At 62.3% G+C, this 26,936-nt stretch carries 20 protein-coding genes and 1 pseudogene; 9 read left to right on the forward strand and 12 right to left on the reverse strand.

Features of this window, described 5'->3' with window-relative positions:
- Positions 1 to 130: 130 nt before the first annotated feature.
- The 4 genes from ACPW74_RS09460 (at position 131) to ACPW74_RS09475 (ending at position 4,478) form a co-directional block, all read left to right on the forward strand.
- Entirely contained in the window at positions 131 to 1,327 is a 1,197-nt protein-coding gene (locus ACPW74_RS09460; RefSeq protein ID WP_134997131.1) for an acyltransferase family protein, read from the forward strand.
- Positions 1,328 to 1,675: 348 nt separating this feature from the next.
- Positions 1,676 to 2,713 (forward strand): selenide, water dikinase SelD, encoded by a 1,038-nt coding sequence (gene selD / locus ACPW74_RS09465; RefSeq protein WP_041211415.1) that lies wholly within the window; start codon positions 1,676 to 1,678, stop codon positions 2,711 to 2,713.
- Positions 2,710 to 3,840 (forward strand): tRNA 2-selenouridine(34) synthase MnmH, encoded by a 1,131-nt coding sequence (gene mnmH, locus ACPW74_RS09470; RefSeq protein WP_041211414.1) that lies wholly within the window; start codon positions 2,710 to 2,712, stop codon positions 3,838 to 3,840. Before selD ends, mnmH begins: the two co-directional genes overlap by 4 nt.
- A complete protein-coding gene (locus ACPW74_RS09475) occupies positions 3,834 to 4,478 on the forward strand; it encodes an MBL fold metallo-hydrolase (protein ID WP_104452926.1) in 645 nt (214 codons plus the stop codon). The genes mnmH and ACPW74_RS09475 overlap by 7 nt, the downstream gene beginning before the upstream one ends.
- Here ACPW74_RS09475 and ACPW74_RS09480 read toward each other — a convergent pair.
- From ACPW74_RS09480 to ACPW74_RS09510, 7 genes and pseudogenes are all read right to left on the reverse strand, one after another.
- Complete coding sequence (locus ACPW74_RS09480; RefSeq protein WP_425859016.1) at positions 4,454 to 5,470, reverse strand: HD domain-containing phosphohydrolase; 1,017 nt, start codon at positions 5,468 to 5,470, stop codon at positions 4,454 to 4,456. The two genes, ACPW74_RS09475 and ACPW74_RS09480, sit on opposite strands and share 25 nt — an antisense overlap.
- Positions 5,467 to 8,625: pseudogene (locus ACPW74_RS09485) on the reverse strand (response regulator). The gene ACPW74_RS09480 and the pseudogene ACPW74_RS09485 overlap by 4 nt, the downstream one beginning before the upstream one ends.
- 204 nt (positions 8,626 to 8,829) lie before the next feature.
- Positions 8,830 to 9,117 (reverse strand): 50S ribosomal protein L25, encoded by a 288-nt coding sequence (gene rplY, locus ACPW74_RS09490; RefSeq protein ID WP_010674717.1) that lies wholly within the window; start codon positions 9,115 to 9,117, stop codon positions 8,830 to 8,832.
- A 162-nt stretch (positions 9,118 to 9,279) separates the two neighbouring features.
- Positions 9,280 to 10,110, reverse strand: a complete 831-nt coding sequence (locus ACPW74_RS09495; RefSeq protein WP_270822663.1) for a hypothetical protein — start codon at positions 10,108 to 10,110, stop codon at positions 9,280 to 9,282.
- Positions 10,111 to 10,181: 71 nt separating this feature from the next.
- On the reverse strand, positions 10,182 to 14,081 hold the full coding sequence (gene hrpA, locus ACPW74_RS09500; protein ID WP_425859019.1) for an ATP-dependent RNA helicase HrpA: 3,900 nt from the start codon (positions 14,079 to 14,081) through the stop codon (positions 10,182 to 10,184).
- A gap of 189 nt (positions 14,082 to 14,270) precedes the next feature.
- Positions 14,271 to 14,693 (reverse strand): CBS domain-containing protein, encoded by a 423-nt coding sequence (locus tag ACPW74_RS09505; RefSeq protein WP_010674714.1) that lies wholly within the window; start codon positions 14,691 to 14,693, stop codon positions 14,271 to 14,273.
- An 83-nt stretch (positions 14,694 to 14,776) separates the two neighbouring features.
- A complete protein-coding gene (locus ACPW74_RS09510) occupies positions 14,777 to 15,847 on the reverse strand; it encodes a helix-turn-helix transcriptional regulator (RefSeq protein WP_425859021.1) in 1,071 nt (356 codons plus the stop codon).
- Positions 15,848 to 16,253: 406 nt separating this feature from the next.
- Between ACPW74_RS09510 and ACPW74_RS09515 the strand changes: the two genes are divergently transcribed.
- Positions 16,254 to 17,576, forward strand: a complete 1,323-nt coding sequence (locus ACPW74_RS09515; protein ID WP_104452922.1) for a YjiH family protein — start codon at positions 16,254 to 16,256, stop codon at positions 17,574 to 17,576.
- A 57-nt stretch (positions 17,577 to 17,633) separates the two neighbouring features.
- Here the strand turns inward: ACPW74_RS09515 and ACPW74_RS09520 are convergent, their stop codons facing one another.
- On the reverse strand, positions 17,634 to 18,515 hold the full coding sequence (locus ACPW74_RS09520) for a pirin family protein (protein WP_104452921.1): 882 nt from the start codon (positions 18,513 to 18,515) through the stop codon (positions 17,634 to 17,636).
- Between the two features lie 118 nt (positions 18,516 to 18,633).
- Between ACPW74_RS09520 and ACPW74_RS09525 the strand changes: the two genes are divergently transcribed.
- Positions 18,634 to 19,560, forward strand: a complete 927-nt coding sequence (locus tag ACPW74_RS09525; RefSeq protein WP_104452920.1) for a LysR family transcriptional regulator — start codon at positions 18,634 to 18,636, stop codon at positions 19,558 to 19,560.
- Between the two features lie 111 nt (positions 19,561 to 19,671).
- Here the strand turns inward: ACPW74_RS09525 and ACPW74_RS09530 are convergent, their stop codons facing one another.
- The 4 genes from ACPW74_RS09530 to ACPW74_RS09545 all read right to left on the reverse strand — a co-directional run bounded on the left by ACPW74_RS09530 (position 19,672) and on the right by ACPW74_RS09545 (position 23,836).
- On the reverse strand, positions 19,672 to 20,001 hold the full coding sequence (locus ACPW74_RS09530) for a YbaB/EbfC family nucleoid-associated protein (RefSeq protein WP_005301028.1): 330 nt from the start codon (positions 19,999 to 20,001) through the stop codon (positions 19,672 to 19,674).
- A 124-nt stretch (positions 20,002 to 20,125) separates the two neighbouring features.
- A complete protein-coding gene (gene dnaX / locus ACPW74_RS09535) occupies positions 20,126 to 22,603 on the reverse strand; it encodes a DNA polymerase III subunit gamma/tau (protein ID WP_425859023.1) in 2,478 nt (825 codons plus the stop codon).
- A gap of 177 nt (positions 22,604 to 22,780) precedes the next feature.
- A complete protein-coding gene (apt, locus tag ACPW74_RS09540; protein ID WP_010674707.1) occupies positions 22,781 to 23,326 on the reverse strand; it encodes an adenine phosphoribosyltransferase in 546 nt (181 codons plus the stop codon).
- A 132-nt stretch (positions 23,327 to 23,458) separates the two neighbouring features.
- Positions 23,459 to 23,836, reverse strand: coding sequence for a YbaN family protein (locus tag ACPW74_RS09545; protein WP_039039141.1), 378 nt, complete (start codon positions 23,834 to 23,836; stop codon positions 23,459 to 23,461).
- Between the two features lie 177 nt (positions 23,837 to 24,013).
- Between ACPW74_RS09545 and dusC the strand changes: the two genes are divergently transcribed.
- From dusC to ACPW74_RS09560, 3 genes are all read left to right on the forward strand, one after another.
- Complete coding sequence (gene dusC, locus ACPW74_RS09550; RefSeq protein WP_270822766.1) at positions 24,014 to 24,958, forward strand: tRNA dihydrouridine(16) synthase DusC; 945 nt, start codon at positions 24,014 to 24,016, stop codon at positions 24,956 to 24,958.
- Between the two features lie 56 nt (positions 24,959 to 25,014).
- Positions 25,015 to 25,842, forward strand: coding sequence for an AraC family ligand binding domain-containing protein (locus ACPW74_RS09555; RefSeq protein WP_425859026.1), 828 nt, complete (start codon positions 25,015 to 25,017; stop codon positions 25,840 to 25,842).
- A 74-nt stretch (positions 25,843 to 25,916) separates the two neighbouring features.
- Complete coding sequence (locus ACPW74_RS09560) at positions 25,917 to 26,882, forward strand: DMT family transporter (protein ID WP_425859028.1); 966 nt, start codon at positions 25,917 to 25,919, stop codon at positions 26,880 to 26,882.
- Positions 26,883 to 26,936 lie beyond the last annotated feature (54 nt).

The raw sequence follows: 26,936 nt of genomic DNA on the forward strand, positions 1-26,936 counted from the left end.
GGATCTCTTTTAGGTAGGGTGATCCCGCCTGTGGCCGCCAAGCCGGGGCAGCCGACTCATCAGGGTTGATGAGCGGCACCACAACAAAAATTGATGTCAGGCCAAGCTGAACATCATCAAGGATCCCGTCATGAATCAATCATTACCGCTGTTGACGCCGCTGCGGGGCATCGCTGCCCTGATGGTGGTGCTGTTCCACGCCCGCTTGCTACTCTTCCCCCAGTGGATGGAGTCGATCGCCGGCCACACCCGACTCATCGAGAACGGCTACCTCTGGGTCGATCTCTTCTTTATCTTGAGCGGGCTGGTGCTGGCCCATGTCTATGGGGAGGCCTTCGCCCGCACGCCCCGCACCATTGGTTATGGCCGCTTCCTCTGGCTGCGGCTGACCCGGGTGTATCCCCTCTACCTGGTGACCCTGCTGCTGGTTGGCTGGGAGCTCTACAAGGCCCACCACGGGATTGGCTTCTACGCCGGCCCCCTGTTCAAGATGTGGGAGTGGGAGGGGATGCCTCCTTTTGGTTCCCCCTTCACCCCCGCCGAGGCACTGCCAAGCGCCTTCCTGCTGCTGCAGGTGGTAACGGATCACGGATTGACCTGGAACTTCGCTGCCTGGTCGCTCAGCGTGGAGTGGATAAGTTATCTGCTGTTTCCATTGCTCATTCCCCTCGCCGTCACCCGCAGCCGCTGGAGCAACCTCGCCCCCTTGCTGGCCTTGACGGTGCTGGCCTTGACGGTGCTGGCCTATATCGTGCACAGCCGGGGTACCCTGGATGTCACCAGCGGCGCGCTGGCCATCGGGCGCGGGGTGAGTGAATTCGTGCTCGGCCTCTGGCTGCTGCCCAAGGTGAAGGCTGCCCGCCAGTGGCCCATGATGCAGCAAGATCTGCCGCTGCTGCTCGCCTTTCTGCTCCCCTTCGCACTGATGCAGTTCACCATGACGCCGTTGTTGACCCTGCTACTGATCAGCGCCTACGTGTTGCTGATCTGGATTGCCGCCGCCCAAGGGGAGCGCCAGAGCCCGCTGCTGCGCCTCCTGGACAACCGCTTCACCAACTGGCTGGGGGATCTCTCCTACTCCATCTACCTGCTCCACGCCCTGGTGTTGCTCACCGGCTGCGAGCTTGTCCACTCTCTGGCGCCGGGGCTCACCGCGTGGTGGTACGCCCAGACCAACCCCTTGCTGGGGGTGCTGGCCACCCTGTTGATGCTCGCCGTGCTGATCGGGCTCTCGGCGCTGAGCTACACCCTGCTGGAGCGGCCGCTGCAACGGCGACTGCGCCGGCTAGGCAAGGCGCCCCAACCAGTGATGGAGCAAGCTGGCTAGTTTCCGTCGCCACATGCTGCCCCGATGCAAGACCGGCACGCCGTCGGGGCGGCTCAAAGTGGGACTAGCCTGAGCAAGGCGAAGAGTACGGCTCTTTTTGAACCCGACAATCCCCTTCGCTTTGTGTCAATTCCAGTTCGAATCAAGAGGGCCATCTGTGGCATAATGGCCCGTCCTGTGGTCCTCGGCGGGGCTTCGCCGGCGCATCCTTGCCCTCCTCCCGTCCTGCCAGGCAGCCTGACATCACTGTGTTCACAGGCCGCCAGGGCCACCCTATTTTTGCGCGCACATTTGACGGTGCCACAGCAGTTATTGGCACACGCAAGTCTGCCCACACAAGGGGAAAGCATGTCTTCCATTCGTCTGACCCAATACAGCCACGGCGCTGGCTGCGGTTGCAAAATCTCCCCCAAGGTGCTCGACACCATCTTGAAGAGCCAGATCCCGGGCTTTGACGACCCCACCCTGGTGGTCGGCAACAGCAGCAAAGATGACGCCGCCGTGGTCGATATCGGCAACGGCCAGGGCATCGTCTCCACCACCGACTTCTTCATGCCCATCGTCGACGATCCCTTCACCTTCGGTCGCATCGCCGCCACCAATGCCATCAGCGACATCTATGCCATGGGCGGCAAGCCCATCGTCGCCATCGCCATCCTCGGCTGGCCCATCAACACGCTGGCGCCGGAAGTGGCCCAGCAGGTGATCGACGGCGGCCGCCAGGTGTGCCACGAGGCGGGTATCTCGCTCGCCGGTGGCCACAGCATCGACGCCCCCGAGCCCATCTTCGGTCTTGCGGTGACCGGTATCGTGCCACTCGACGCCATCAAGCAGAATGACACCGCCCAGGTGGGCGACACCCTCTATCTGACCAAACCGCTTGGCATCGGCATCCTCACCACAGCTCAGAAGAAGGGCAAGCTCAAGCCCGAGCATGAGCAACTGGCCCCGGATGCCATGTGCACCCTCAACAAGATTGGCCAGCGCTTCGCCGCCTTACCCGGCGTGCACGCCATGACCGACGTGACCGGTTTTGGACTGGCAGGCCACCTGCTGGAGATGTGCGAAGGTTCCGGCGTCAGTGCCCGTCTGGACTTCAAGACGCTGCCGCTGCTGGACGAGGTGGATTATTACCTGAGTGAGGGCTGCGTACCGGGCGGTACCCTGCGCAACTTCGACTCCTATGGTGACAAGCTGGGCACCATGGATGATCGCACCCGCAACATCCTGTGCGACCCGCAGACCAGCGGCGGCCTGCTGGTAGCCGTCGGTAAAGAAAGTGAAGCCGAGCTCCTTGCCATTGCCGCACAGGCAGGGCTGACCCTCTCTCCCATCGGCCAGTTGCAGGCCCGCACCGGCAACCAGTTCATCGAGGTTGTCCAATGAGTGCCCTGCCACTGGCCACGGATTACGCCCGGATCTTTCTGGATGAGGTTCCACTCATCGATCTGCGCGCCCCCGTCGAGTTCAAGGAAGGGGCCTTTCCCACCGCCGTCAGCCTGCCGCTGATGACTGACGAGGAACGTGCCCGGGTCGGTACCTGTTACAAGCAGGAGGGACAGGCCGCAGCCATCACCCTGGGCCATCAACTGGTAGGTGGCGCGGTGCGCGCCGCGCGCATGGAAGGCTGGCTGGCCAGGTTGCGCCAGCAACCCGACGCCCTGCTCTACTGTTTTCGCGGCGGCCTGCGCTCGCAAACCGTACAACAGTGGCTGGCCGAGGCCGGCGTCACCCGCCCCCGGGTCGCGGGCGGCTACAAGGCGCTGCGCCACTTTCTCATCGACACCCAGGCGAAGGCCAGTGCAGAGTGCGACTGGACCGTGCTGACCGGCATGACCGGCTCCGGCAAGACCCACATGCTGGCGCACATCACCCAAGCGGTGGATCTGGAAGGGCACGCCCGTCACAGGGGGTCGTCGTTTGGCCAACTGCCGGGTGGGCAACCCGGCAACATCGACTTCGAAAATCGGCTTGCCATCGAGCTGCTTCAGCGTCGCAACCGGGGGGAGTCACAGTTTGTACTGGAAGACGAGAGCCGCCTCATCGGTCGCTGCGCCCTGCCACTCAACCTTTATGAGGCCATGTGCCGGGCTCCTCTGGTGGTGGTGGAGGTGCCGCAGGAGGCTCGGGCCGAGCAGATCCGCACCGATTACGTGCAGGATCTCTGGCTGCGCTATCTGGAGTTCCATGGGCCAGATGCAGGCTGGCCGCTGTTTGCCGGCTACCTCACCGACGCCATGGCCAGGCTCAAGCGCCGACTCGGTGACAAGGATTATCGCGAACTCGATGGGCTGTTGCAGGCCGCCCTCAGGGAACAGGCCCAGAGCGGGGACACCCGCGCCCATCTGGTCTGGATCAGACTGCTGCTGACTCGCTACTATGACCCCATGTACCGCTATCAGCTGGACAACAAGCGCGAGCGGATCCTGTTTCGTGGTGACAAGGAGGCCTGCCTCGCCTTCTTCGCCAAACGCTCCCCCCTTCAGACCCCTCAGGAGAGTCCCACATGTTGAAGTTCGAGGTGATCCCGGTCACCCAGTTCGCCCAGAATTGTTCTCTTATCTGGTGTGACGAGACCCGCCAGGCTGCCCTCGTCGATCCCGGCGGCGAGGCGGACAAGCTGCTGGCCGCCATTGCCAAACGGGGGCTGACCCTCACCCATATCCTGCTGACTCACGGCCATCTGGATCACGTGGGCGCCGCCGCGGAGCTGCGCGAGAGAACCGGTGTCGCCATTACCGGCCCCCACAAGGAGGATGCCTTCTGGCTCGATATCCTGCCCCAGCAGAGCCAGATGTTCGGCTTTGCCCATACTCCGGCCTTTACACCGGATAGCTGGCTCGAACAGGGTGACAAGGTACAGGTTGGCAAATGCGAGCTGGAGGTCTATTTCTGCCCGGGCCACACTCCGGGCCACATCGTGCTGCTCTGCCAGGCAGAACGCCTCGCCTGGGTGGGGGATGTGCTCTTTGCCGGTAGCATAGGCCGCACCGATTTCCCGCGCGGGGATCACGGGACGCTGATCAAGTCGATCACTGAGACCCTGCTGCCGCTCGGGGATGAGATCGTCTTTATTCCGGGCCATGGCCCGAGCTCCACCTTTGGTCACGAACGGGCCAGCAATCCCTATCTGAAACAGCCCATCTGGTAATCCCCCCGCTCCTCGCGGGCATCCCATTGCGCCTTGAGGCGCAAGATTTCCGGCATGATCTCGAGAAAACGGGAGAGCAGCCTGGGATCGAAGTGCTGGCCGGAGCCATCGCGCATGGTAGCCAGCACCCGGTCCAGGGGCCAAGGCTCCTTGTAGGGACGACGCACGCTCAGGGCGTCAAAGACGTCGGCGATGGCCACTATCCGCGACGCCTCGGGGATCCCCTCGCCGGTCTCGCCGGCGGGATAGCCCGAGCCGTCCCATTTCTCGTGGTGGTGCAGGGCAATCTCCGCCGCCATGCGAAAAATGGGGGCATCGGATCGCCTCAAGATCTCGTAACCGATACGCGGGTGACTGCGCATGATGACCCACTCCTCCTCGGTGAGGGGGCCGGGCTTCTTGAGGATGTGATCGGGGATACCAATCTTGCCCATGTCGTGCATGGGGGCCGCAAGCTCCAGCAGATCCGACTGCTCCGGGCTCCAGCCCGCCGCATCAGCCAGGGCCCGGGCGTATGCGGCCATGCGCCAGATATGCACCCCCGTGTCGGTGTCGTTGTAGTGGCCCGCCTCGCTCAGCATGACGATGGCGGTGCGATAGCTGCACTCGAGCTGATCGAGGCGCACCAGGGAGAGATGATTGCGCACCCGGGCACGCACCGTGCTCGGACAGACCGGCTTGTAGATATAATCCACTCCGCCCGCCTCGAACCCCTGGCTCTCGCTGTCTGCGTTGTCGCTCGCGGTGATAAAGAGCACCGGGATCCCGGCATGAGCCGGATCGGCCTTGAGCCGGCGGCACACCTCGTAACCATCCATGTCGGGCATGCGCACGTACAGCAGGATAAGTGCCGGCTCATGACGCCCCACGGCGGCCAACCCCTCCTCTCCCCCTTTGGCAAAGAAGAGGTTGTACTCCTCCTTGAGGATTTGCCGCAGCAACCCGAGGTTGCTCGGCTCGTCGTCGATGATCAGCACGCGCGGTCGACTCATGGCGCAGGTTCCTCCCGATCCTCCAGATATGCCTCCAGCTTGCGGGTGGCGAACGGGATGTCGAACAGCTCCAGGGCTGCGCTTATCTCGCTCACCAGTTCACAAGGCAGGTGACTCCTTGCCTGGCTCAGCGCAGGCTCAATCAGATCCAGATCCTCGCTCACCAGGGCCTGATGCAGGGCGTGCAGGCAGACCTCCCGCGCCTCCCCCAGGGCCAGCGGGGAGCTGACCGCGCCCGGCATAGGTATCGATGGAGTGTTGCGCCCGCTCTAGGGCCTCGAGGAAGGGCGCGATAAGCTGGATGGTGTCGCCACCCTGCTCGATGGCCTCGTTCAACTCGGCACTGATACGCGCTACATCGGTGAGTGACAGGCTGCCCGCCACCCCCTTGAGCTTGTGGGTCAGGCTCGCGGCCGCATCGGTCTCGTGCTGGGCGATGTAACCCGGCAACACGGTACCGACCGTCATGTAGTCATCGCGAAAACGCCGCAGGTATTTAAGATAGACCGAGGCTTCACCCCAGTTGCGCAGTCCGGTATCGATATCGATGCCGGCCACCGGCTCGTGGGGGAGTCGCTCGTCGTTCACGGTGAGCGGCAGGACTACGTCCGGCAGATAACGCAGCAAGGTCGCGATGAGCTGCTCCACATCGAGCGGCTTGGCTATGAAGTCGTTCATGCCAGAGGCCAGCGCCGCCTCCCGCTGATCCTTGAATACCCCTGCGGTGAGTGCCAGCACGGGAGTCTCCTCCCGCCCCGGCAGCAGGCGCAGGCGACGGGTCGCCTCGTAGCCATCCATCACCGGCATCTGCACATCCATGAGCACCAGATCGATGCGCCGTGCCGGATCTGCCAGGCAGGCCAGGGCTCGCTCCCCATCGATGGCGGTCATCACCTCGGCCCCCTCCCGTTGCAACAATCGGGTCGCCACCTCCAGGTTGATGTCGCTGTCATCCACCAGCAGTATGTGCACGCCCGGCAGGCGCAGACGGCGCTGGCCACTCTCAAGGGGCTCCACATGCTCGCGCTTCTCGTGGATGAGACGCGCCACCGCGTTGTAGATACTGGAGCCGGTGACCGGTTTGTGCAGTACCAGATCCACCTGATCCGAGCCGGGGCGGTGCATCAGTTCATCCTGGGAATAGGCGGTCGCCATGATGATGATGGGTGAACGCTCCTGCTGCTCGAAGGCGCGGCGAATGGCCAGGCAGGTCTCGAGCCCGTCCATGCCCGGCATGATCCAGTCGAGCAGGATCACGTCGAAACGCTCCCCCTGGCGCAGCAGATGGTGTAGCGCCTGCTCACCGGACTCCACCACCCGCGACTGCCATCCGAGGGAACCCACCGTCATCGACAGGGCGTCGCGGGTCACCTGATTGTCGTCGGCGATGAGCAGCGAGATGTGCTGCAGGCGCTCGTTCAAGGCCTCGGGCCGCTCCACCTGCTCCAGCCGGACGCGGAACCAGAATTCGCTCCCCTTGCCAAGCTCGCTGGTGACGCCGATATCCCCCCCATCAGATTCACCAGGCGGCGACTGATGGTCAGACCAAGCCCGGTGCCCCCGAAGCGGCGACTGGTGGAGGAGTCTGCCTGGGAGAATGCATTGAAAATGTTGGCCTGCTGCTCGGGGGGAATGCCGATCCCGGTGTCGCGCACCCGAAACAACAAGGTGGCCATGCCGTCTTGCTCTGATTCCAGCACAACCTTGACCTCCACCTCGCCGCGTTCGGTAAACTTGATGGCATTGCCGGTCAGGTTGAGCAGCACCTGCTCGAGGCGCAGGGCGTCCCCAATCAGATGGGAAACCGGCTCGGGGGCACTGCTCACCACCAGTTCGAGGTGCTTCTGGCCAACGCAGGTGGACATGATGGCCGCCACGTGATCGAGCACCTCTTCGAGACTGAATGGCACCCGCTCAAGCTCGAGCCGACCCGACTCAATCTTGGAGAAATCAAGGATGTCGTTGATGATCCCGAGCAGCGCCTGCCCGGCCTGGTGGATTTTGCGCACCAAGGCATGCTGACCATCGTCGAGACCTCCCTGTTCGAGCAGGTAGGTCAGCCCCATGATGGCGTTCATGGGGGTGCGGATCTCGTGGCTCATGTTGGCGATGAAATCACCTTTGACCTGTGCCAACCTGGCCGCTTCCTGCTGGGCCAGTTGCTCCTTGTGCCTGCTGCGCACCAGTGCAGCCACACCGGCACCAAACAACAGCAGCAGCACGGCGCTGGCGGCCAAGATGATCCCCCAGATATGAGTGCGAATGGCCTGCAGCTCGCTGTGCGGCACCAGGGACGCGGCTTTCCAGATCAGCTGATCATGATTCTGTGCCGGGTACAGGGTGGTCCAGCTCCAGAGTCCGTCGGCAGACTCCATCTGGCCGTTTGATGCGTCCCAGAACGCCTGCCAAGCCTGGGGTGAAGTCTGCTTCAGAGTCAGATCCGGGCGCTCGAGCATGAAGCCCCACTCCCGGGATGGGTCCGGGCTGCGCAGCCAGTATCCGTCCTGGTTGAACAGCATGGTGTGATCGGCTGCCTTGCCGCTGCTGTCGGCAAACTCCTTGAGCATACGGGCGGCCTGGACGTTGATAAGCAGCAAACCAAGATCACGCCCCCCAAGGCGCAGACGCTTGGCAATGCGGATCATGGGGTTGAAGGGGCGATCGATCACCCCGTGTTCAACGTTGAGATCGAGCGGCGAGACGTAGACCCGCTCCCAGGGCAGCGCCATGGCATCACGAAAGTAGTAACGATCCCCCTTGTTCTGCAACTGGTCGTCCGCTACCCGCCACAGACGCTGACCCTGACGATCGATGCGCACTAGCTCCATGCCATCCGGGGCAAGCCAACGCACCTGGGCATAGTCGGGATTGCGGTTCAGCAGGATGGTGAACTGGACGGCCAGGGTCTCACGGTCATTGCGAGCCGCCGCTTCGAGCAGGATGGGTTCTTCCGACATGCTGCGCACATGGCGCAGCGGCACCGCCAGCTCGCCGTCAAGGCGGCCGCTGGCAAGCGCCAGGAAGGTGCTCTCATCACTGCGAACGCGATAGAGCTCGCGTTCGATCAGTGCATTGCCCAGCAAATAGCCACCCGCCAGGACCAGCAGCAGAATAGGTGAAAACAGCAGGATATATGTCCGTACGATTCCCTTCATAACGGTCAACATCGCCCCGAAAAATGGACTTGTCCGAGTACTTCTTGAATATCAGAGCACCACAACACGTGTCCTGCTGTCAATCATGCCTACAAGTAAAGACCAATAGTGCTGTTTGAGTATTTTATTTTCCCGGAAAAAATGCTGTAAAAACAAAGAGGCCACCCGATTGGGTGGCCTCTTCACAGGAAAGTTCGTTGTCGATTAGACGCGAACGAAATCCAGGTGAACCAGCTTGTAGCGAACCGGGTGACGCTGGATAGCCTTCACGTTCACTTTGACTTCTTCACCGTTGATGACCAGGGTCAGCTCGGAGGAGTAGAACTCCGGCTTCTCTTGGGCCAGGATCAGTTTTTTGTGGTCCAGGGTAACGGACACGGCTTCTTTGCCTGCACCGTAAACGATGGCAGGAACCAGGTCAGCATGACGCAGGCGGCGGCTCGCACCTTTCCCCAGGTCAGAACGGACTTCAGCTTGGAATACGAAAGACATAGTGATTATCTCTTTTAAGATGAATGTATGGTGTTGACTGCGACCGGTCAGCACCTCGCAAAACGAGCGCGAATACTAGCACGGGCCCGAAGGGGATACAAGGAAAGAACCCGCGGCACTCCTCTCTAGGCAAAAAGGCACTCCAACGCCTCTCGCCATCCCCTAACGCCCCTGCTCCAGACGGGCAAACTGCTGCTGTCGCTGGGCCGGGCTCAGGGCATCGAATTGCGCCAGAGTCTGCGCTGTGGGGCAATAGAGGCGCAGCCCGGCTTGCACCCGGATCCCTTTGACCATCCTGTCACGATTTTCCTGTACCAGCGCCAACAGATAGCTGTAAGTATCCGAACCGCCGGCCTCCTTTGACTGAAGCTGGCTTGCAATACGCCACAGGGTCTCTCCCGCCGCCACCTGATGACAAACCCGCGATGCCTCCCCTGCCGCCGTGGCGGAAAGAGTCAGGGTCGTCGGCTCAGGGGCCGAATCTGCGGTGGCCATGGGCTGTGCATTTTCCTGTCTTGCCAAGGCCTGGGCGGGGACCTGCCCCCCAATCCGTGCGAGCAAGGGCTCCCCCAGGGGCATCCGCGCCTTCCTCTCCCGAGGCAGGGAGAACTCGGCGACAAAGGCGACTGCGCCCGGGACTTCGAACGAGGGGGCCGAGGAGGCGGTGTGCGGTACTGATTGGTGGGGCGCCATGCCATAGGCCATCTCATCGATGCGCTTTAGCCTGGCCAGGTAAGCCTTGGAGAGCTGGGCCTCCCCTTCGAACAGATCGAAGGGGGGCACCAGCCGGGCAGGAAAGAGGATCTGCCAGCGGCCGTTCTTCTTTCTCTGTTCAAGAGGGGGAAACTGATTGCCCCGCCAGGCCGCAAAAATGGGCGGCACGGGGCGCTGCACCGGATAGTACTCCGGGTTGAGCTGCACCCAGGTTTGTTCCGCAATGGGTTGATACCCGCTGATGTTGACCAGTGCCACCCCCAACCAGATCCCCAGCATATGACGGCCTCCCTTCCCTTTGGCGTCCCGTTGCTTTCACACTATGGCTCAGAAAACAGATAGATAGCAGCTTAGCACTGGGCAATGGCGCTCTGCACCCGTTTATCCGAGATAGGGTATGGCGTCCCCAGTTGCTGGGCGAAGAAGGAGACTCGCAGCTCCTCGATCATCCAGCGAATATTGGCCACCTCGGTGGGAATAAGCTGGGATTTGGGGATCTTGGCGAGCAGTGCCTTGTACTCCGACTCCACGCTGTGCACCTTGAGCATGTAGACCCGATCCCGGTTGGGATCGATGGCGAGCTTCTCGAGGCGCCGCTCGATGGCCCGCAGGTAGCGCAGCAAGTCAGGCAACCGCTGCCAGCCGGTCTCGGTGACAAAGCCCTTGTGGATGAGGTTGCCGAGCTGCTGCTGGATGTCCGACATGGCAAAGGCGGTGTCGAGCTGCATCTTGCCCTTGAGCCGTTTCTTGATCTCATGGGAGAGGGTCAGCACGGCTTCCACCTGTTTGGCCACCTCCACCACCGCATCGTTGAGCTCGGCGCGGACAAACTCCTTGAGCGCCTCAAAGCCGGCTTCGTCCCACGCCATGCCGCCATGCTGCTCAATCAGCTTGTCACAGCCACAGGCGATGCAGTCGTCGATAAGCTCGGCCACCTTGCCAAACGGGTTGAAATAGAGCCCGAGCTTGGCCTTGTTGGGCAGCTTTTCCTGCAGGTACTTGATGGGGGATGGTACGTTGAGCAGCACCAGCCGACGCTGGCCTGCCCACATCAGCTGCTGCTGCACCACAGGGCTCTCCACCAGCTGGATGGCGACCGAATCCTTCTGATCAACCAACGCCGGATAGGCCTTCACCTCGAACCCACCGCGCTTCTGACTGTACTCTTGCGGCAGTTCGCCAAAGCTCCACAGGGTGAGGCCAGACTGCTCGATATCATCGTCCGCCACTTGCGACAGAGTCTCCTGCACCTTGCCGCGCAGGGACTCTTTCAATGCCTCCAGATCCTTGCCTTCCGCCACCTTCTTGTGCTTGTCGTCCACCACACGGAAGGTGAGTTTCAGGTGATCGGGCACCGCAGCCCAATCCCAGGATTCACGGGGCACGGTCACGCCGGTCATGCGGCGCAGCTGACGCTCCATCTCGTCCAAGAGCGGCCCCTGCTCGGGGTTGATACTGGCGAGCAACGCGTCGGCGTAGTTGGGCGCCGGCACGAAGTTCTTGCGCATCGGCTTTGGCATCGACTTGATAAGAGCGACGAGCAGCTCATGACGCAGCCCCGGGATCAACCACTCGAACCCCTTCACCTCCACCTGATTCAGGAGCGGAAGCGGAATATGCAGGGTCACACCATCTGCGGCCTCCCCCGGCTCGAACTGATAGGTCAGCTTGAGCTTGAGACGCCCCTGCTGCCAGAAGTTGGGGTAGTCGAGATCGCTGATGTGGGCCGCATCCCCCTTCATCAACATCTCTTTCTCGAAGTTGAGCAGCTCGGCATCCTGCTTTTGCGCCTCTTTCCACCACTTGTCGAAATGGCGAGCGGAGATCACCTCCTCTGGCAAGCGGGCATCGTAGAAGCGGAACAGATCTTCATCATCCACCAGGATGTCGCGCCGACGGGACTTGTGCTCCAGCGCCTCCACCTCGGCCAAGAGCTTGCGGTTGTCGCTGAAGAAGCGGTGACGGGTCTCGAAATCCCCCTCCACCAGGGCACGGCGGATAAACAGCTCCCGGCACAGCGCCGGGTCGATACGGCTGAAGTTGATGGTGCGCTCGTTGACCAGGGTCAGGCCATAAAGCGTCACCTTCTCCTTGGCCATCACGGCGCCATTTTTCTTCGACCAGTGGGGGTCGCTGTGGTGCAGCTTGATGAGGTGACCTGCCAGCGGCTCCACCCACTCGGGTTCAATCTTGGCGTTGATGCGGGCATAGAGGCGCGAGGTCTCCACCAATTCTGCGGCCATCGCCCACTTGGGCGGCTTCTTGAACAGACCGGAGGCCGGGAAGAGGTGGAAACGGCCATTGCGGGCCCCGAGGAATTCGGGCTTCTCCAGATCCTTGTTGCCGATGTGGCTCAAGAGGCCGGTCAAGAGCGCACAGTGCACCGTCTTGAAATCCGCCGGCTCATGGTTGGCTTTAAAACCCAGCTCTTTGACCGTCTGACGCAGCTGGAAGTGAATGTCCTGCCACTCGCGCACCCGCAGGTAGGAGAGAAACTCCTTCTGGCACATGCGGCGAAACGGGTTGCTGCCAAGGGCATCCTGCTGCTCTTTCAGGTAATTCCACAGATTGACGAAGGCGAGGAAGTCGGAATCCTTGTCTTCAAAGCGTCTGTGCTGCTCGTCGGCGGCCTGCTTCTTCTCCATGGGCCGCTCGCGGGGATCCTGAATGCTGAGGGCGGCGGTGATCACCATCACCTCGCTCAAACAGCCAGTTTGCGCTGCGCTGATCACCATCTTCGCCAGACGCGGATCAAGGGGGATACGCGAGAGCTGGCGACCGGTCTCGGTCAGCTGCAGTTTGGCTTCGCGATCGCCCGTGGCGGGCAGCTCGCGCACCGCCTCCAGCTCTTTCAAGAGGGTCAGACCGTCCTTGATATGGCGCGACTCGGGTGGCTCGACGAAGGGGAACGCCTCCATGTTGCCAAGGCCAAGCGCCAGCATCTGCAGAATGACCGATGCCAGGTTGGTGCGCAGGATCTCGGGGTCGGTAAAGGCCGGACGGCCGTTGAAATCCTCCTCGGAGTAGAGGCGGATACAGATACCGTCCGCCACCCGACCGCAGCGCCCTTTACGCTGGTTGGCACTGGCCTGGGAGACCGGCTCGATGGGCAGGCGCTGCACCTTGGTACGCCAGGAGTAGCGGCTGATGCGGGCGGTGCCCGGATCGATGACGTAGCGAATGCCCGGCACCGTCAGCGAGGTCTCCGCCACGTTGGTGGCCAGCACGATGCGCCGCCCGGCATGTTGCTGGAACACCTTGTTCTGCTCGGCGTTGGAGAGGCGGGCGTAGAGCGGCAGCACCTCGGTATCGCGCAGGTTGAGCTTGCGCAGGGCATCGGCGGTATCGCGGATCTCCCGCTCGCCGTTCATGAAGATGAGGATGTCCCCCAGCCCTTCGCGGGCCAGCTCTTCCACCGCATCGAAGATCCCCTGCAGCTCGTCGCGCTCTTCCAACCCTTCGCTTTTATCACTGACTAGCGGGCGGTAGCGCACCTCCACCGGATAGGTGCGGCCAGAGACCTCGATCACCGGCGCCTTGTTGAAATGCCGGGAGAAACGCTGGGGGTCAATGGTGGCCGAGGTGATGATCACCTTGAGATCGGGGCGCTTTGGCAGCAGCTGTTTGAGATAACCCAGAATGAAGTCGATGTTGAGGCTGCGCTCGTGGGCCTCATCGATGATGATGGTGTCGTACTGGGTCAGCATCCGGTCGTTCTGGATCTCGGCCAGCAGGATGCCGTCGGTCATCAGCTTGATGTGGGTCTGCTCACTCACCTGATCGGTAAAGCGCACCTTGTAACCCACGTAGTGGCCAAGCTCGGACTCCATCTCCTCGGCGATGCGGGCTGCCACGGTACGGGCCGCCAGACGGCGTGGCTGGGTGTGGCCGATGAAGCCCTTGACCCCGCGCCCGAGCGCCAGACAGATCTTGGGGATCTGGGTGGTTTTGCCCGAGCCGGTTTCGCCGGCGATGATCACCACTTGATGCTCTTCAATGGCTTTGGCGATCTCCCCTTGCTTCTGGCTGACTGGCAGATTGTCCGGATAGGTGACCTTGGGCACGCCCGCCAGACGGGACTGGTAGCGCGCCTGTGCCACATCCAGGTCAGCGGCGATGGTCTCGAGCACGGCAGCCTGCTTGGCTTCCGGCAGCTTCTTGACCCCGTGCAGTCGACTGGAGAGACGGCGGGCGTCGAGATTCATGCAGGCGGTAAGACGGCGGCGCAGCGCCTCGATAGAGAGAGACAAGGTACGAATTCCTTAAAAGAGTGCCCATCAAGGGCCATATCGATAGCTGGGGGAGATCCTAAAGAGCGAGGCAGGGCGGTGCAAGCCTTAAAGCGCCGCGCCAGCACATCAAGCCGGTGGCGTCATGACCGTCACGGATGGAAAGAGCAGGCCGGGGCCTGCTCTTTGAAAACAACCAGACAACACCGCTCAGACTCTGGCCTGATGCACGAAACAGGTGCCAAGCTGGGCGTGGATGGCCTGCATCACATTGTGGCGGTTGATGACCCCGAGCAGGCGCCCCTCCTCCACCACAGGATAGATCTTGGGCTTTTGACCCATCATCATCTCCGCCAGATCCAGGATGCTGGTGTCGGGGCCGACTGCCAGCACCTCCTTGCGCATCACATCCCTGACCTGGGCCACCTGTTCACAGTGGTAGGCCTCTTTCAACATGACGGCGATGCAATCCTGCTCGGAGACCCAGCCAATCAGATGTCCCTGGCTGTCCACTACGGGGCCGCCCAACTGATGACTGTTGAGAAATTTTTCCACCGCCGCCTGTACCATCATCTCTGCGCTGAAGGTGATGGGCTTGGTCTGCATGTAGTCCTTTGCCTTGAGTGATTCCATGACGCTTTCCCCCAACGAGCCTCCCGAGGGGAGGCAAGAGCCGGGCACTATGTCCGGCTCACTCCAAGCATAGTCCGCATGGATCAGGAGATGGATTGCAGCAAGAGCAAGAGCTCGTTCTGGCTGTGGCAGTCGGTCTTCTTGAACACCCCTTTCAGGGTGGAGCGCACGGTTTCCACCTTGACACCGCGCAGCTCCGCGATGTCGTTGCTGCTGTAACCCTTGCTCATCAGTACCAGCAGCTCCTTCTCACCAATCGTGAGGGGATAGAGGCTGGCCAGCGCTTCGATGTCGGGGTTGAAGGCGTGCTCGGGGTCACGCAGCACCACTTCCACATAGCGTTCAAAGCGGCTGAGTCCGCTCATCAGGGTGCATTGGACCAGCAGCGGGCGCAGGTTAGGCTGACGGGGAATGGACATATAGGCGCTGGCGCCGGGCAGCAAATAGGCAAAGCCATTGAGGATCTCCTTGAGCTGACGTTGCTGATCCTTATTCTGCAAAGAGAAAATGCCATTGATGGCCCGCAATTCCACATTTTCATCGGCGATACGGTTGAAGGCCACATTGGAATAATGAATATGCCCCTTGTCGTCTATGATGGCGCTGGGCTTATTATGGTTTTTCACCAGCTGTTGCAACTGATAGTTCTGGGTTTCCAGGGCCAGCAGGTTCCAATAATGGTGGCTCCAGGCCGCCAGTCCGGAATAGATTTCCGAGAGCGAGGTGAGGTCGCGACTGCTGAAATCATCTTGCGCTGCACCACGGTAACTGCACAGGCTGCTCAGCCCACGCCCTTTCACCAGGCAGACGCCGCCGGCGGCGAATTGGGCGCCGAAACTTGCCAGCAGGCCCACCGAGCTTGAAATGCTGTTGGCGCTGACGATCCCCTTGCACCCTTTATCCTGGTAATGGTTGAACCACACATCCTGGCGATGATGTTGCAGGTAAAACTGCTGCTGGGCCTCGGTCAGACCGCTGGAAAAAAGCTTTATTCCGTCGCTCTTGTCATCATCCCGCAATAAAAACAGGGATGAACTGCAGGAAACGTCGGCGCGAAATTGGTCCACGACGAGCTTAATGTCAGAATCATTAATACCGCACTCGTATAACTGGCTGATATAGGGCGATATCCTTTCTTTCTCTAATGCCTTCACACCCGAACTCCTAATTCTTATTTTTATTGAAGAGGCATCTTACTCTGCAATGGGATAGTCGAAAAGTAGTCAAATGAACAAAGGGTTTATGATTTATTCATAAATAGTCATGAATATAGGCTCATGAATGAATATGGCCAAAAAGGGTAAATAGCCGCTCATGTTTTTCCTGGCGCTGGTCGCTTACCGCCCTGTTTTGCCTCTTGATGTCTCACCACCTACTCGCCATCCCGACCCCTCTTCCCCCCAAGATCACGCTTTTCAATCTTGGGGTCATCTGCATCCACACCGATTCACATGTTGCATTTTGGTAGCTTTGGTGTTTCCATTTTGAGCTTCGAACGATATTGTATATACAAATCATCCCCTCAACGGAATTGAACCATGCGGATCACAAGGAGAGAAAATGGAACCTGAACACACGCTCACTGCACCGGCAGGATCAGGGACCGGCATCAAGCTGCTGCTGGCCAGTCTGCTTGGCATCGCCATCTTTTTCGTGCCCTTCGAGCTTGGCGGGCGCAGCACCATAGTGGTGGATCACCTGGCCGGCTTTCTGATTGCCCAGCGCCCCCTTGCCCTGACCCTCATTCTCTTGCTCATCGCCTATGGCGCCATCACCCCCTTGCTGGATGGCCGCTGGCGTGCCCGTCCCATCGACAGGGTATTGAGCCTGTTCAAGCTGCTCGGACTGGCCCTGGCCATTTTGTATGTCACAGACTGGGGCCCTGCCTGGTTGATGACCCCGGATCGCCTCCCCTTCCTGTTCGACAAACTGGCCATGTCAGTGGGTCTCATCGTGCCTATCGGCGCCATGGCCCTGACCTTCCTGCTCGGTTTCGGCCTGCTGGAATTCATCGGGGTGCTGATGCAACCCGTGATGCGCCCCCTGTGGCGCACGCCGGGTCACTCCGCCATCGATGCGGTCGCCTCTTTCGTCGGCAGTTACTCGGTGGGCCTGCTCATCACCAACCGGGTCTTCCTCGCAGGCAAGTACACGGTGCGAGAAGCCGTCATCATCGCCACCGGCTTCTCCACCGTCTCGGCCGCCTTCATGATCATCGTGGCCAAGACCCTCAACCTGATGGGACACTGGAACTTCTACTTCTGGTCCACCTTGGTGATCACTTTCGTCATCACCGCCATCCTGGCGCGCGTTCCTCCCATCAGCCGCCTGGCTCACCATGGGGAGACCGACGAGCCGCTACCGGCTGGCATGAGCCGCTGGCAGGCGGCCCTCACCTGCGGCCTGACCCAGTCCCACCAGGCAGATCCACTGCTGCGGCAATTGAAGGACAACCTCAGGGACGGTCTTCACATGGCCGCTGCCGTGGTGCCCACCATACTGTCCGTCGGTCTGCTGGGCCTGCTGCTGGCAAAGCACACTCCCCTGTTCGATCTGCTGGGCTGGCTGCTCTGGCCACTGACCTGGCTGCTGGATCTCGGCGAACCGCTCGCCACCGCCAAGGCCCTCTCTGCCGGTCTGGCCGAGATGTTCCTGCCCGCCATCCTGCTCAAGGATGCCGACCTGCTGGTGCGCTATGTCGCAGCCGTGGTTTCGGTCAGCTCGGTGCTCTTCTTCTCTGCCTCCATCCCCTGCATCCTGGCCACCCGGATCCCGGTGAGCGTGGGACAGCTGGTGGTGATCTGGCTGCTGCGCACCCTGCTTGGCATCCTGCTAGCCGCCTTGTGCGGCAGGCTGGCGCTGGCCCTCGGCTGGCTCGGTTGACCAGGGCTCATAAAAAAACAAAGCGCCATCAGGCGCTTTGTTTTTATCGGGATTGTCTCAGGGGGCGATGACGGCGAACCGGCCGCTGTTGAAATCATCTATCGCCTGATGGATCTCTGCCTCGCTGTTCATGACAAAGGGGCCATAACCCACGATGGGTTCATCGATGGGCTCGCCACTCAGCAGCAACAAGCTCGCCTCGCCTTCCGCCTCCAGCATGAACTCCTCACCGTTGGGATCGAGCAGCACCAGTTGTGCTTCGCCCGCGCGCTCCTGACCGTTGATAAAGAGAGAGCCCTTGAGCACCACCAAGGCGCTGTTCCATCCCGCTACCGCCGGCAGCACCACGCTGGCCCCGCCCTTGAGCCGCAGATCCCAGATGTTCATGGGCGAGAAGGTTCGGGCTGGCCCCTCTACCTCGCCTTGTTGCAACCCGGCATCGTTCCCGGCGATGATGCGCACCCGCACATCGCCCTCCTTGAGGCTCAGTTGCGGGATGGTGTCGCTGGTGATGCCCTGATAACCGGGCGTCGACATCTTGTGTTTGGCGGGCAGGTTGACCCAGAGCTGCACCATGTCGAGGGTGCCACCACGACGGGTGAATCCCTGGGAGTGGAACTCGTCGTGCATGATGCCGGCGGCGGCCGTCATCCACTGCACGTCTCCCGGACCGATGATCCCCCCCTGGCCGGTCGAGTCGCGATGGGCGACCTCCCCTTCATAGACGATGGTGACCGTCTCGAAGCCACGGTGCGGGTGTTCCCCCACGCCCCTGGCATGATCGGCGGGCTCGAAATGTGCCGGGCCAGCCCTGTCCAGCAGCAGGAAGGGGCTCAAGGCGCGGCCATGGGTCTGATACGAGAACAGCGAGCGAACCGGGAATCCGTCGCCGACCCAGTGTTGTCGAGGGGCGCTGTAAATACCGATGACTCTTTTCATGATGCTCTCCTGGGTGATCGTCACGGGATGTGTCGTGGCTCGCATTGTGAGTCTGGAACGCTGCGTCCGGTAGACGTAAAATTTGCCATCAGCGTCCTATTTTGTGAACGATAACCCCATGCAACAGGATCTCAACGACCTCTATTTCTATGTCCAGGTGGTGGATCACGGGGGCTTTGCCCAGGCCGGCAGGGCCCTCGGCATGCCCAAGTCCAGGCTCAGCCGCCGCATCGCCATGCTGGAGGAGCGACTCGGGGTGCGTCTTATCCAGCGTTCCACCCGCAGCTTCACCGTCACCGAACTCGGGCAGGCTTATTACACCCGTTGCCGGGCCATGCTGGTGGAAGCCGATGCGGCGCAGGATCTCATCGCCGCGACCCAGAGCGAGCCTTGCGGTCTGGTGCGCATCGCCTGCCCCATCGATCTGCTGCACGCCCACGTAGGGAGGATGCTGGTCTCCTTCGCCCTGGCCCATCCCAGCGTCAAGGTGCAGCTCGTCGGGGTCAACCGGGCGGTGGATCTGGTCGCGGAGGGGTTGGACATGGCGCTCAGGGTGCGACCACTGCCCCTGGAGGACAGCGAGCTCGCCATGCGGGTGCTGGGCTATGCGACCCAGTGTCTGGTGGCAAGCCCGGCCCTTGTCGCGTCACTCGGCATGCCCCGGGCCCCCGCAGATCTGCTGTCATGGCCGAGCCTCGGTCATGGCGCCAGCCTGGAAGGCCATCACTGGACCCTGCAGGGCCCCGATGGGGCCCGAGTCAAACAGCACCACAGCCCCCGCTTTGCCACCACCGACATGCAGACATTGCGTCAGGGGGCGATCGACGGGCTCGGGGTCGTGCAACTGCCCACCATGATGATGAATGAGCCCCTGGCCGATGGCCGGCTGGTGCGTTTGCTCCCCGACTGGGCACCGCGCCAGGAGGTGATCCACGCGGTCTTCCCCTCACGCCGCGGTCTGCTGCCTGCCATCCGCGCCCTCATCGATCATCTGGTCGAGGGCTTCTCCCCCCTGGGGCAGGCAAGTGCGCCGCTCCCGCCATGATCTGTGCATGGCCGTTCCCGGGTGTGCCGACATGCAAAAGGCCAGAGCTTGGCTCTGGCCTTTTCATTTTTCCCCTTCCCAGAGGAGGAGAAACGGATACGGGCAGTATCCTCAGAAGGGCATTTTGAAGCCCGGGGGCAGTTGCATGCCGCCGGTCAGCTCGCCCATCTTGGCCTTGTTCTGCTCTTCCACGCGGCGCACGGCGTCATTGACGGCGGCGGCGACCAGATCTTCCAGCATCTCCTTGTCATCTTCCATCAGGCTGGGATCGATCTCGATACGACGCACGCTGTGGCTGCCGGCCATGGTCACCTTGACCATGCCTGCGCCCGCCTCACCGACCACTTCCATCTGGGCCAGCTGCTCTTGCATCTTCTGCATGCGCTCTTGCATCTGTTGGGCCTGTTTCATCAGGTTACCCATTCCACCTTTACCAAACATAGATCGTCTCTCGTCTTGAAATCCGGCATCCAGCGCCGGGCTGTGGGTTCATCTGCCCTAAGTGGGGGCAGCCAAAAATCTTTTCAACCGGGGGCAAGCCCCGGCACGGTTTTTTCAGCGCAACTCAGCGACTCAGGGGTTCGATGCTCTCGGGATGGAGCACGGCGCCGAAACGCTGCTGCAAGAATTGTACGTTGGGATCCGCCGCCAGATCCCGGCTCACCTGTTCACGCACCCCGAGATAGAGACGGTGCTCTATCTCGAGCGGCGTCTCCCGCGCGGGATCCGAGCCCAGGGTCACATCGATGTGAACCGGGCCGCCCAGCTCGGGACCGATGATCTCGGCCAGATCGGCGCGGGCCTTGTCGCTCACCAGATGGCGCTGCTCGGGTTTGAGCAGCAGGGAGACCCGATTGCCTTCCCGGGTCATCACCGCGTTGATGGCCAGTTGACGCAGCCGACCCCCCACCCCGGTGCGGGCGATGAGCTCGGCCCAGGCGTCCCCGCAATTGACCAGCAAGGACGAGGGGATCAGACGGGCGACCTCCCCCTCCTCCTCGGGCTGGGCGTCGCTCTCCAGGGCATCCCAGTCGATGGTCTCCATCAACGCAATGGCGGGCTGAGGCTCGCTGGCAGCCACTGGAGGCGCGGCAGGCACCATAGCGGCAACCACAGGTGCCGCCGCATCCGCGCTGCCGGCGTCAGCGCCCAGATCCCAGGGCGGCAGATCCTCCTGCGAAGGAGGTGCCATAGTGGCGGGAGCTGGCTGGGCGGAAGTCACTGCCCGCGTGGGCAACGGGGCACAGGCAAACCCCTCGTCAAACCCCTGATTCAGATACTCTTCGTAGTCACTGGCCCCCTCTTCATAGGCATCGAGAGGGGGCAGGTCGTCATACCCTGTTTGCAAGGCAGGTCCCTGCCCCGGCATCTCGGGCCGCGCCGCTGGTTGCACCTCGGTCTGGGGTGAAGTTGCGACGGCAGGCATCGGGGCCGGTTTGGTCGCGGCCACCGGTTTGACGGGAGTGACCCGGGCAGGCGCGGCGTTTGCACTCTGCTCGCCACGCAGGCGGCTTCGCAGCAGATTGCGCTTGCCAAGCAGGCTCTGCATGCTGGAGGTCGAAGAGATGGCGACGTCTTCCCCTTGGACCTCAACCTGCTGCGTCTGCCCGGTGTCATCCGCCGCCAACGGCGCAGAGGCTGGCTCTGCAGGCGGACTGGTGGGCACCGCGGCCTCGTAGCCCATCCGTTCGGCCTCGCGCAGCAGCTCATCCTGCTCGGCAAAGAGCGGATCCAGCACTGCGCCCTCCTCCGCCTTGGGTGAGGGGGCGACGTGCTCGGCCTCAAGGACCGATGCTGGCGCGGCGGGAGCCTGTGGTGCTGCACTGGCAGCCGGGGCCGGCTCAGCCCCCTGGGGCTTTCCCGGCAGGAGCGGCGCGCTTTCCCTCGCAGCCGCCATCACGCCGGGGTGCCCTGTCATGAGAGGTTGGGCCGCCAGGTTGGCGGGATGGACCACCTCGCGCCGGGGCGAGAAGGCCAGCATCCGCAGACAGGTCATTTCCAGTGCGGTGCGTCCGTCAGGGGCCCAGGGCAGATCCTTGCGCCCCCCCAGCACGATTTGATAGCAGAGCTGCACCTCTTCCGGGCTCATGGCTCCGGCTAGCTGCAGCAAGGCATCGGCATCCGCCCCCTGCTCCTGCACGCTCGCAGGCAGCAGTTGCGCCATGGCCACCCGGTGGAGCAAGGCTTCCAGCTCGGCGTGAAGCTGGTCGAAATCCGGCCCCAGGGTCGCTATCTCGGTGATCTTGGCCATGGTGGCCGGGGCATCCTGGCGCAGCACCGCCTCCAGCAACTGATGCAGGTGGTGATGATCGAGGGTCCCCAGCATGGTGAGCACGCTCTCCAGGCGCACGCTGCCGTTGCCGTGGGCCAACGCCTGATCGGTGAGGCTCAGGGCATCGCGCATGCTGCCGTCGGCCGCCTTGGCCAGGGCCAGCAGGGCGCGAGGCTCGAAGGGTTGGCCCTCCTGGTCCAGCACCCATTCGAGCTGCCTGGCAATCTGGGTCTGATCCAGACTCTTGAGATGAAACTGCAGGCAGCGCGAGAGGATGGTGATGGGGAGCTTCTGCGGATCCGTGGTGGCCAGCAGGAATTTCACATAGGGGGGCGGCTCTTCCAGGGTTTTGAGCAGCGCATTGAAGCTGTGGCGCGACAGCATGTGCACTTCATCGATGAGGTACACCTTGAAACGACCACGGGCCGGACGGTACTGCACGTTGTCGAGCAGTTCGCGGGTGTCTTCCACCTTGGTGCGGGACGCCGCATCGATTTCCAGCAGATCGACGAAATTGCCCTGATCGATCTCGCGGCAGGTATCGCACACACCGCACGGATGGCTGCTGATCCCCTGCTCGCAGTTGAGACTCTTGGCCAGAATGCGGGCGATGGTGGTCTTGCCCACCCCGCGGGTCCCGCTCAGCAGGTAGGCATGGTGAAGCCGTCCCTGATCCAGGGCATTGGTCAGGGCAGTCAGCACATGTTGCTGGCCGACCACTTGTTCAAACGTATGGGGGCGCCATTTGCGCGCCAAAACCTGATAGCTCATAGATCTCGATGCTGGGAAACGAGGCATTGAGGCTGGATGCTAACACAAATGGAGGGCTGGCTGTATGGGGGATGCGCCGCCTTGGGAGGGATCGCTTGAATTTCAAACCGGTGCCCGTTCAGGCACCGGTTTGCGGCAGAAAGCAGGGTGACGAGGCCTGCCGCGCGAAGGGGCGATTTACGCCCCCGCGAGTTCCACCAGAGAGACAACCTTGACGCCAGCGGCGGTCAGGCGGGCATCACCGCCCAGGGACGGCAGGGAGATGATGAAGGCGGCATCCGCTACCTCACCGCCGGCGCGGCGGATGAGCTTGACGGTGGCATCGACGGTGCCGCCGGTGGCCAGCAGATCGTCCACCACCAGCACCTTGTCACCGGGCACGATGGCATCGGTGTGCAGTTGCAGGGTGTCGGTGCCGTACTCCAGGGCGTAGGACTCCTCGATGACGGCGCGGGGCAGCTTGCCCGGCTTGCGCACCGGCACGAACCCCAGCCCCATGGCGTAGGCAACCGGGGCGCCGAAGATGAAGCCACGGGCCTCGGTGCCGACAATCTTGGTGATGCCTTGATCACGGTAATGATCGGCCAGCAGATCGATGGTGGCCTTGAAGGCCTCGGCATTCTCGATCAGGCTGGTGATGTCGCGAAACAGAATGCCCGGCTTCGGATAGTCGGGAATGGTCTTGATGCTCGCTTCGATAAACTTCAGGGTTTCCGGATTCATTATTTGACCGCTTATTTTTTGAGCCCTGCCATGGCGGCGCACGGGGTCTCCGCCTGGGGGCAATAAAAAGGCCCGTCACGCAAAAATGACGAGCCGACTCCATAGCATTATTGCCGCGATAGCTTAGGGATTTCACTTCTTCATTGCAACCGGCTCCAGCACCGGCAGACGCATCAACCAGGTGAGCAGGATCACCATTATGACAACCAGCAGCCACCTCACCCAGGGCAACGGCACCACCAGCAGCGATACCGAAAACGAGATCAGGATGAAGATGATGGCGCGGCGTCTGGCATGACGGCGAATGCCGCGATACTGCTGCCAGTCGAGGATGGGGGGGCCAAACCAGGGATGCGCCAGCAACCAGCCATGAAAGCGGGGGGAGGAGCGCGCAAACAGCGCCGCCGCCAGCAACATGAAAGGGGTGGTCGGCAGCAGGGGCAGGACTATCCCGACTATCCCGGTGGCGAAGGCAAGCCAGCCCAGGGCCATCAGACACCAGCGTTTCATGGGTACTCCTCTGCATGTATCTCTGCCTGTAGCCTAACAGAGTTGGCCCGGAAGCTGACAGCCTGGCCCAGTCTGCGGCCGTCGATGGGGGCCATCGAGTGGGCAGACGGCTGACAATCCCGGCCATTGCCACTACAATCTGCGCTCTTTTTTCTCCCCTTGTCTTCGGAAGCAGCTATGCGCGTTATTTTGGCCCCCATGCAGGGGGTGCTGGATCACCTGATGCGGGAGGTCCTCACCTCCGTCAATGATTACGACCTCTGCGTCAGTGAATTCATCCGGGTGGTCGATCAACTGCTGCCCGCCAAGGTCTTCCATCGCCTCTGCCCCGAGCTGAAACAGGATGGCAAGACCCGTGCAGGGACCCCGGTACGGGTGCAACTGCTGGGACAACATCCGGAGTGGCTGGCAGAAAATGCCATCCGGGCCATCGAGCTCGGCTCTCCCGGGGTCGATCTCAACTTCGGCTGCCCTGCCCCCACGGTCAACAAGAGCAAGGGGGGCGCCGTGCTGCTCAAGGAACCCGAGACCGTCTATCGCATCGTCAAGGCGGTGCGGGAGGCCGTGCCTGCCCACCTGCCGGTGAGCGCCAAGATCCGCCTGGGATACGATGACAAGGATCTCTATCTGGACAACGCCCAGGCCGTCTATCAGGGGGGCGCCAACGAGCTGGCGGTGCATGCCCGCACCAAGCGCGAAGGCTACAAGGCGCCGGCATACTGGGAGTACGTGGACGCCATCCGCCGCGCCCTGCCCATCCCCGTCACCGCCAACGGCGAGATCTGGAACCATGCCGATGCCCTGATCTGTGCCCGGGTGTCCGGTTGCGATGCCCTCATGGTTGGCCGGGGCGCAATTTCCCTCCCCAACCTGGCCAACGTGATGAAGACGGGGTGTGCACACATGAGCTGGGCCGAGGTACTGCAATTGATGGTGACCTATACCGAGCAGGATCTGGCGAGCGACAAGGCCGACTACTACCCGAGCCGCATCAAGCAGTGGTTCTCCTACATAGTGCGGGAATACCCCCAGGCCGACGAGCTGTTTCGCCGCATCCGCACCATCAAGACCGCAGAGGAGATCCGCTCCGCCCTCGAGCGCGAGTGCGCCTCACAGGCCTAGACTTGGCCGCCACCCCGCGGCGCCCTATGATGAAGGCTCATTGACAGGAGGTCAGGATGCAGGGAGTACCGGTCAACTTTACCCATCAGCACGACAGGGCCGATTTTCGCGCGCTGCCGGGGCAGCCTGCGACCGAGCTCTATCGCGCCCACATCCAGCACCACATCTTCGATCCCCATAGTCACGAGGGGTTTGGCCTCGGTGTCATCGAGTGCGGTGCCGAGCGCTTTCGCTATCGCGGCAGCCAGCTCCTGGCCGGTCCCGGCAGCCTGGTGCTGATGAACCCCGATGAGCTGCACACGGGCGAGTCAGCCTGCGAGCAAGGGTGGCGCTATCGCATGCTCTACCTGCCCGCCGATCGGCTCGAGGCCATCAGCGGCGAGCGCGACTGGCATTTCACCGATGCCGTGCGAAGCGATCCGCGCACTGCCCCCGTCCTGCAGGCGACCCTGGATGCCCTCTGGCACTGTGACAGCGAGCTCGCCGCCGACGGCCTGCTGCTAAGGGTGTGCGAGACCCTACGCCCCCATGCCCGGGCCCTGGCGGCCCCGAGCGAAGCGGCCCACCCTCTGGGCCGCGCCATCGACTATATGCAGGCCTGTTTCGCCCGCCCCATTACCCTGGCCGAGCTGGCCGGTTCGGTGAACCTCAGCCCCTACCACTTCCAGCGCAGCTTCAAGGCCCGCTTTCACGTCACCCCCCAGCAGATGCTGATGGCCATCCGTCTGCAGCGCGCCAAGGGGTGGCTGGCTGCCGGCCTGCCCGCGGCCGAGGTGGCCGCCGCCTGTGGTCTGGCCGATCAGTCCCACCTCAACCGTGCCTTCCTGCGCCGCTATGGCACCACCCCGGTCCGCTACCAGAAACAGGTGCAGGCTGGCCGCTAAAGCGCAATCTGGTTCAATACGCCCCCCTTCCCCCCTGCTAGGCTGGCCTCCTTCTTCTTTACCGGATATGAAACATGTTGATCGGAGTCCTGTTTGCCCTGCTGGCCGGCCTGATGTGGGGGCTCATCTTCGTCGCCCCCCTCTTGGTGGACGGCTATCCCCCCGCCCTGCTCGCGAGCGGCCGCTACCTCGCCTTCGGCCTCATCGTACTGCCGCTCGCCTGGCAGGCCCGCAAACACTTGGCGGCCCTCTCGGCCAGCGACTGGCGAGAGGCCCTCGCCCTCACTCTGGTGGGGAACCTCCTCTACTACTTCTGCCTGTCGGGGGCCATCTTGCGCATCGGCTCGCCCCTGGCGGCCATGTTTATCGGCACCCTGCCGGTGGTGATGGCCATGGCCGCCAACCGCCTCTATGGCGCACGAGACGGTCGCCTCTCCCGCACCCGGCTCTACCCGTCCCTGGTGCTGATGGGGGCCGGCCTCTGTCTGGTCAACAGCGCCGAGCTCACCTGGCACACCGAGGCGCGCACCGAACAACTGCTTGGGCTCGCCCTGGCGGTGGGCGCCGTGCTGTGCTGGACCTGGTATCCCCTGCGCAACGCCCGCTGGCTGCGCGAGCACCCGGGCCGCAGTCCGGCCGTCTGGGCCACCGCCCAGGGGCTGGTGACCCTGCCGGTGGCGCTCATTGCCTATCTCGGCAGCCTCGGCCATCTTGCCCTGAGCGCACCGGACTTTCCCCTGCCCTTCGGGCCGACGCCCCTGCGCTTCGTGCTGCTGATGGGGGCAGTGGGGCTCCTCTGCTCCTGGCTCGGCACCCTGTGCTGGAACGAAGCGAGCCAGCGCCTGCCGACCGTGCTGGTCGGGCCGCTCATCGTGTTCGAGACTCTGGTGGGGCTCTTTTACGCCTTTATGCTGCGCGGGATCATGCTCCCCATGAGTACCCTGGTGGGTGTCGTCTGTCTGGTGGCGGGAGTGCTCTACGTCATCACCGGCAAGCCGCAGCACCTGCCGGAAAAACCCGTCAAAGCACGGTTAACTTGATTCATGTCATCTTGATAAACCGCGGGTTTCCCTATACTGGCCGAGTTTTATCAC

Origin of the sequence: Aeromonas sp. INTO2, from assembly GCF_049860605.1 — a bacterium.
Taxonomy (GTDB): domain Bacteria; phylum Pseudomonadota; class Gammaproteobacteria; order Enterobacterales; family Aeromonadaceae; genus Aeromonas; species Aeromonas caviae.

Excerpts from the sequence above, each read along its gene's own strand:
- ACPW74_RS09460 (WP_134997131.1), top strand. The coding sequence starts at position 131 with ATGAATCAATCATTACCGCTGTTGACGCCGCTGCGGGGCATCGCTGCC.
- selD (WP_041211415.1), top strand. The coding sequence starts at position 1,676 with ATGTCTTCCATTCGTCTGACCCAATACAGCCACGGCGCTGGCTGCGGT.
- mnmH (WP_041211414.1), top strand. The coding sequence starts at position 2,710 with ATGAGTGCCCTGCCACTGGCCACGGATTACGCCCGGATCTTTCTGGAT.
- ACPW74_RS09475 (WP_104452926.1), top strand. The coding sequence starts at position 3,834 with ATGTTGAAGTTCGAGGTGATCCCGGTCACCCAGTTCGCCCAGAATTGT.
- ACPW74_RS09480 (WP_425859016.1), bottom strand. The coding sequence starts at position 5,470 with ATGAGTCGACCGCGCGTGCTGATCATCGACGACGAGCCGAGCAACCTC.
- rplY (WP_010674717.1), bottom strand. The coding sequence starts at position 9,117 with ATGTCTTTCGTATTCCAAGCTGAAGTCCGTTCTGACCTGGGGAAAGGT.
- ACPW74_RS09495 (WP_270822663.1), bottom strand. The coding sequence starts at position 10,110 with ATGCTGGGGATCTGGTTGGGGGTGGCACTGGTCAACATCAGCGGGTAT.
- ACPW74_RS09505 (WP_010674714.1), bottom strand. The coding sequence starts at position 14,693 with ATGGAATCACTCAAGGCAAAGGACTACATGCAGACCAAGCCCATCACC.
- ACPW74_RS09515 (WP_104452922.1), top strand. The coding sequence starts at position 16,254 with ATGGAACCTGAACACACGCTCACTGCACCGGCAGGATCAGGGACCGGC.
- ACPW74_RS09520 (WP_104452921.1), bottom strand. The coding sequence starts at position 18,515 with ATGAAAAGAGTCATCGGTATTTACAGCGCCCCTCGACAACACTGGGTC.
- ACPW74_RS09525 (WP_104452920.1), top strand. The coding sequence starts at position 18,634 with ATGCAACAGGATCTCAACGACCTCTATTTCTATGTCCAGGTGGTGGAT.
- ACPW74_RS09530 (WP_005301028.1), bottom strand. The coding sequence starts at position 20,001 with ATGTTTGGTAAAGGTGGAATGGGTAACCTGATGAAACAGGCCCAACAG.
- dnaX (WP_425859023.1), bottom strand. The coding sequence starts at position 22,603 with ATGAGCTATCAGGTTTTGGCGCGCAAATGGCGCCCCCATACGTTTGAA.
- apt (WP_010674707.1), bottom strand. The coding sequence starts at position 23,326 with ATGAATCCGGAAACCCTGAAGTTTATCGAAGCGAGCATCAAGACCATT.
- ACPW74_RS09545 (WP_039039141.1), bottom strand. The coding sequence starts at position 23,836 with ATGAAACGCTGGTGTCTGATGGCCCTGGGCTGGCTTGCCTTCGCCACC.
- dusC (WP_270822766.1), top strand. The coding sequence starts at position 24,014 with ATGCGCGTTATTTTGGCCCCCATGCAGGGGGTGCTGGATCACCTGATG.
- ACPW74_RS09555 (WP_425859026.1), top strand. The coding sequence starts at position 25,015 with ATGCAGGGAGTACCGGTCAACTTTACCCATCAGCACGACAGGGCCGAT.
- ACPW74_RS09560 (WP_425859028.1), top strand. The coding sequence starts at position 25,917 with ATGTTGATCGGAGTCCTGTTTGCCCTGCTGGCCGGCCTGATGTGGGGG.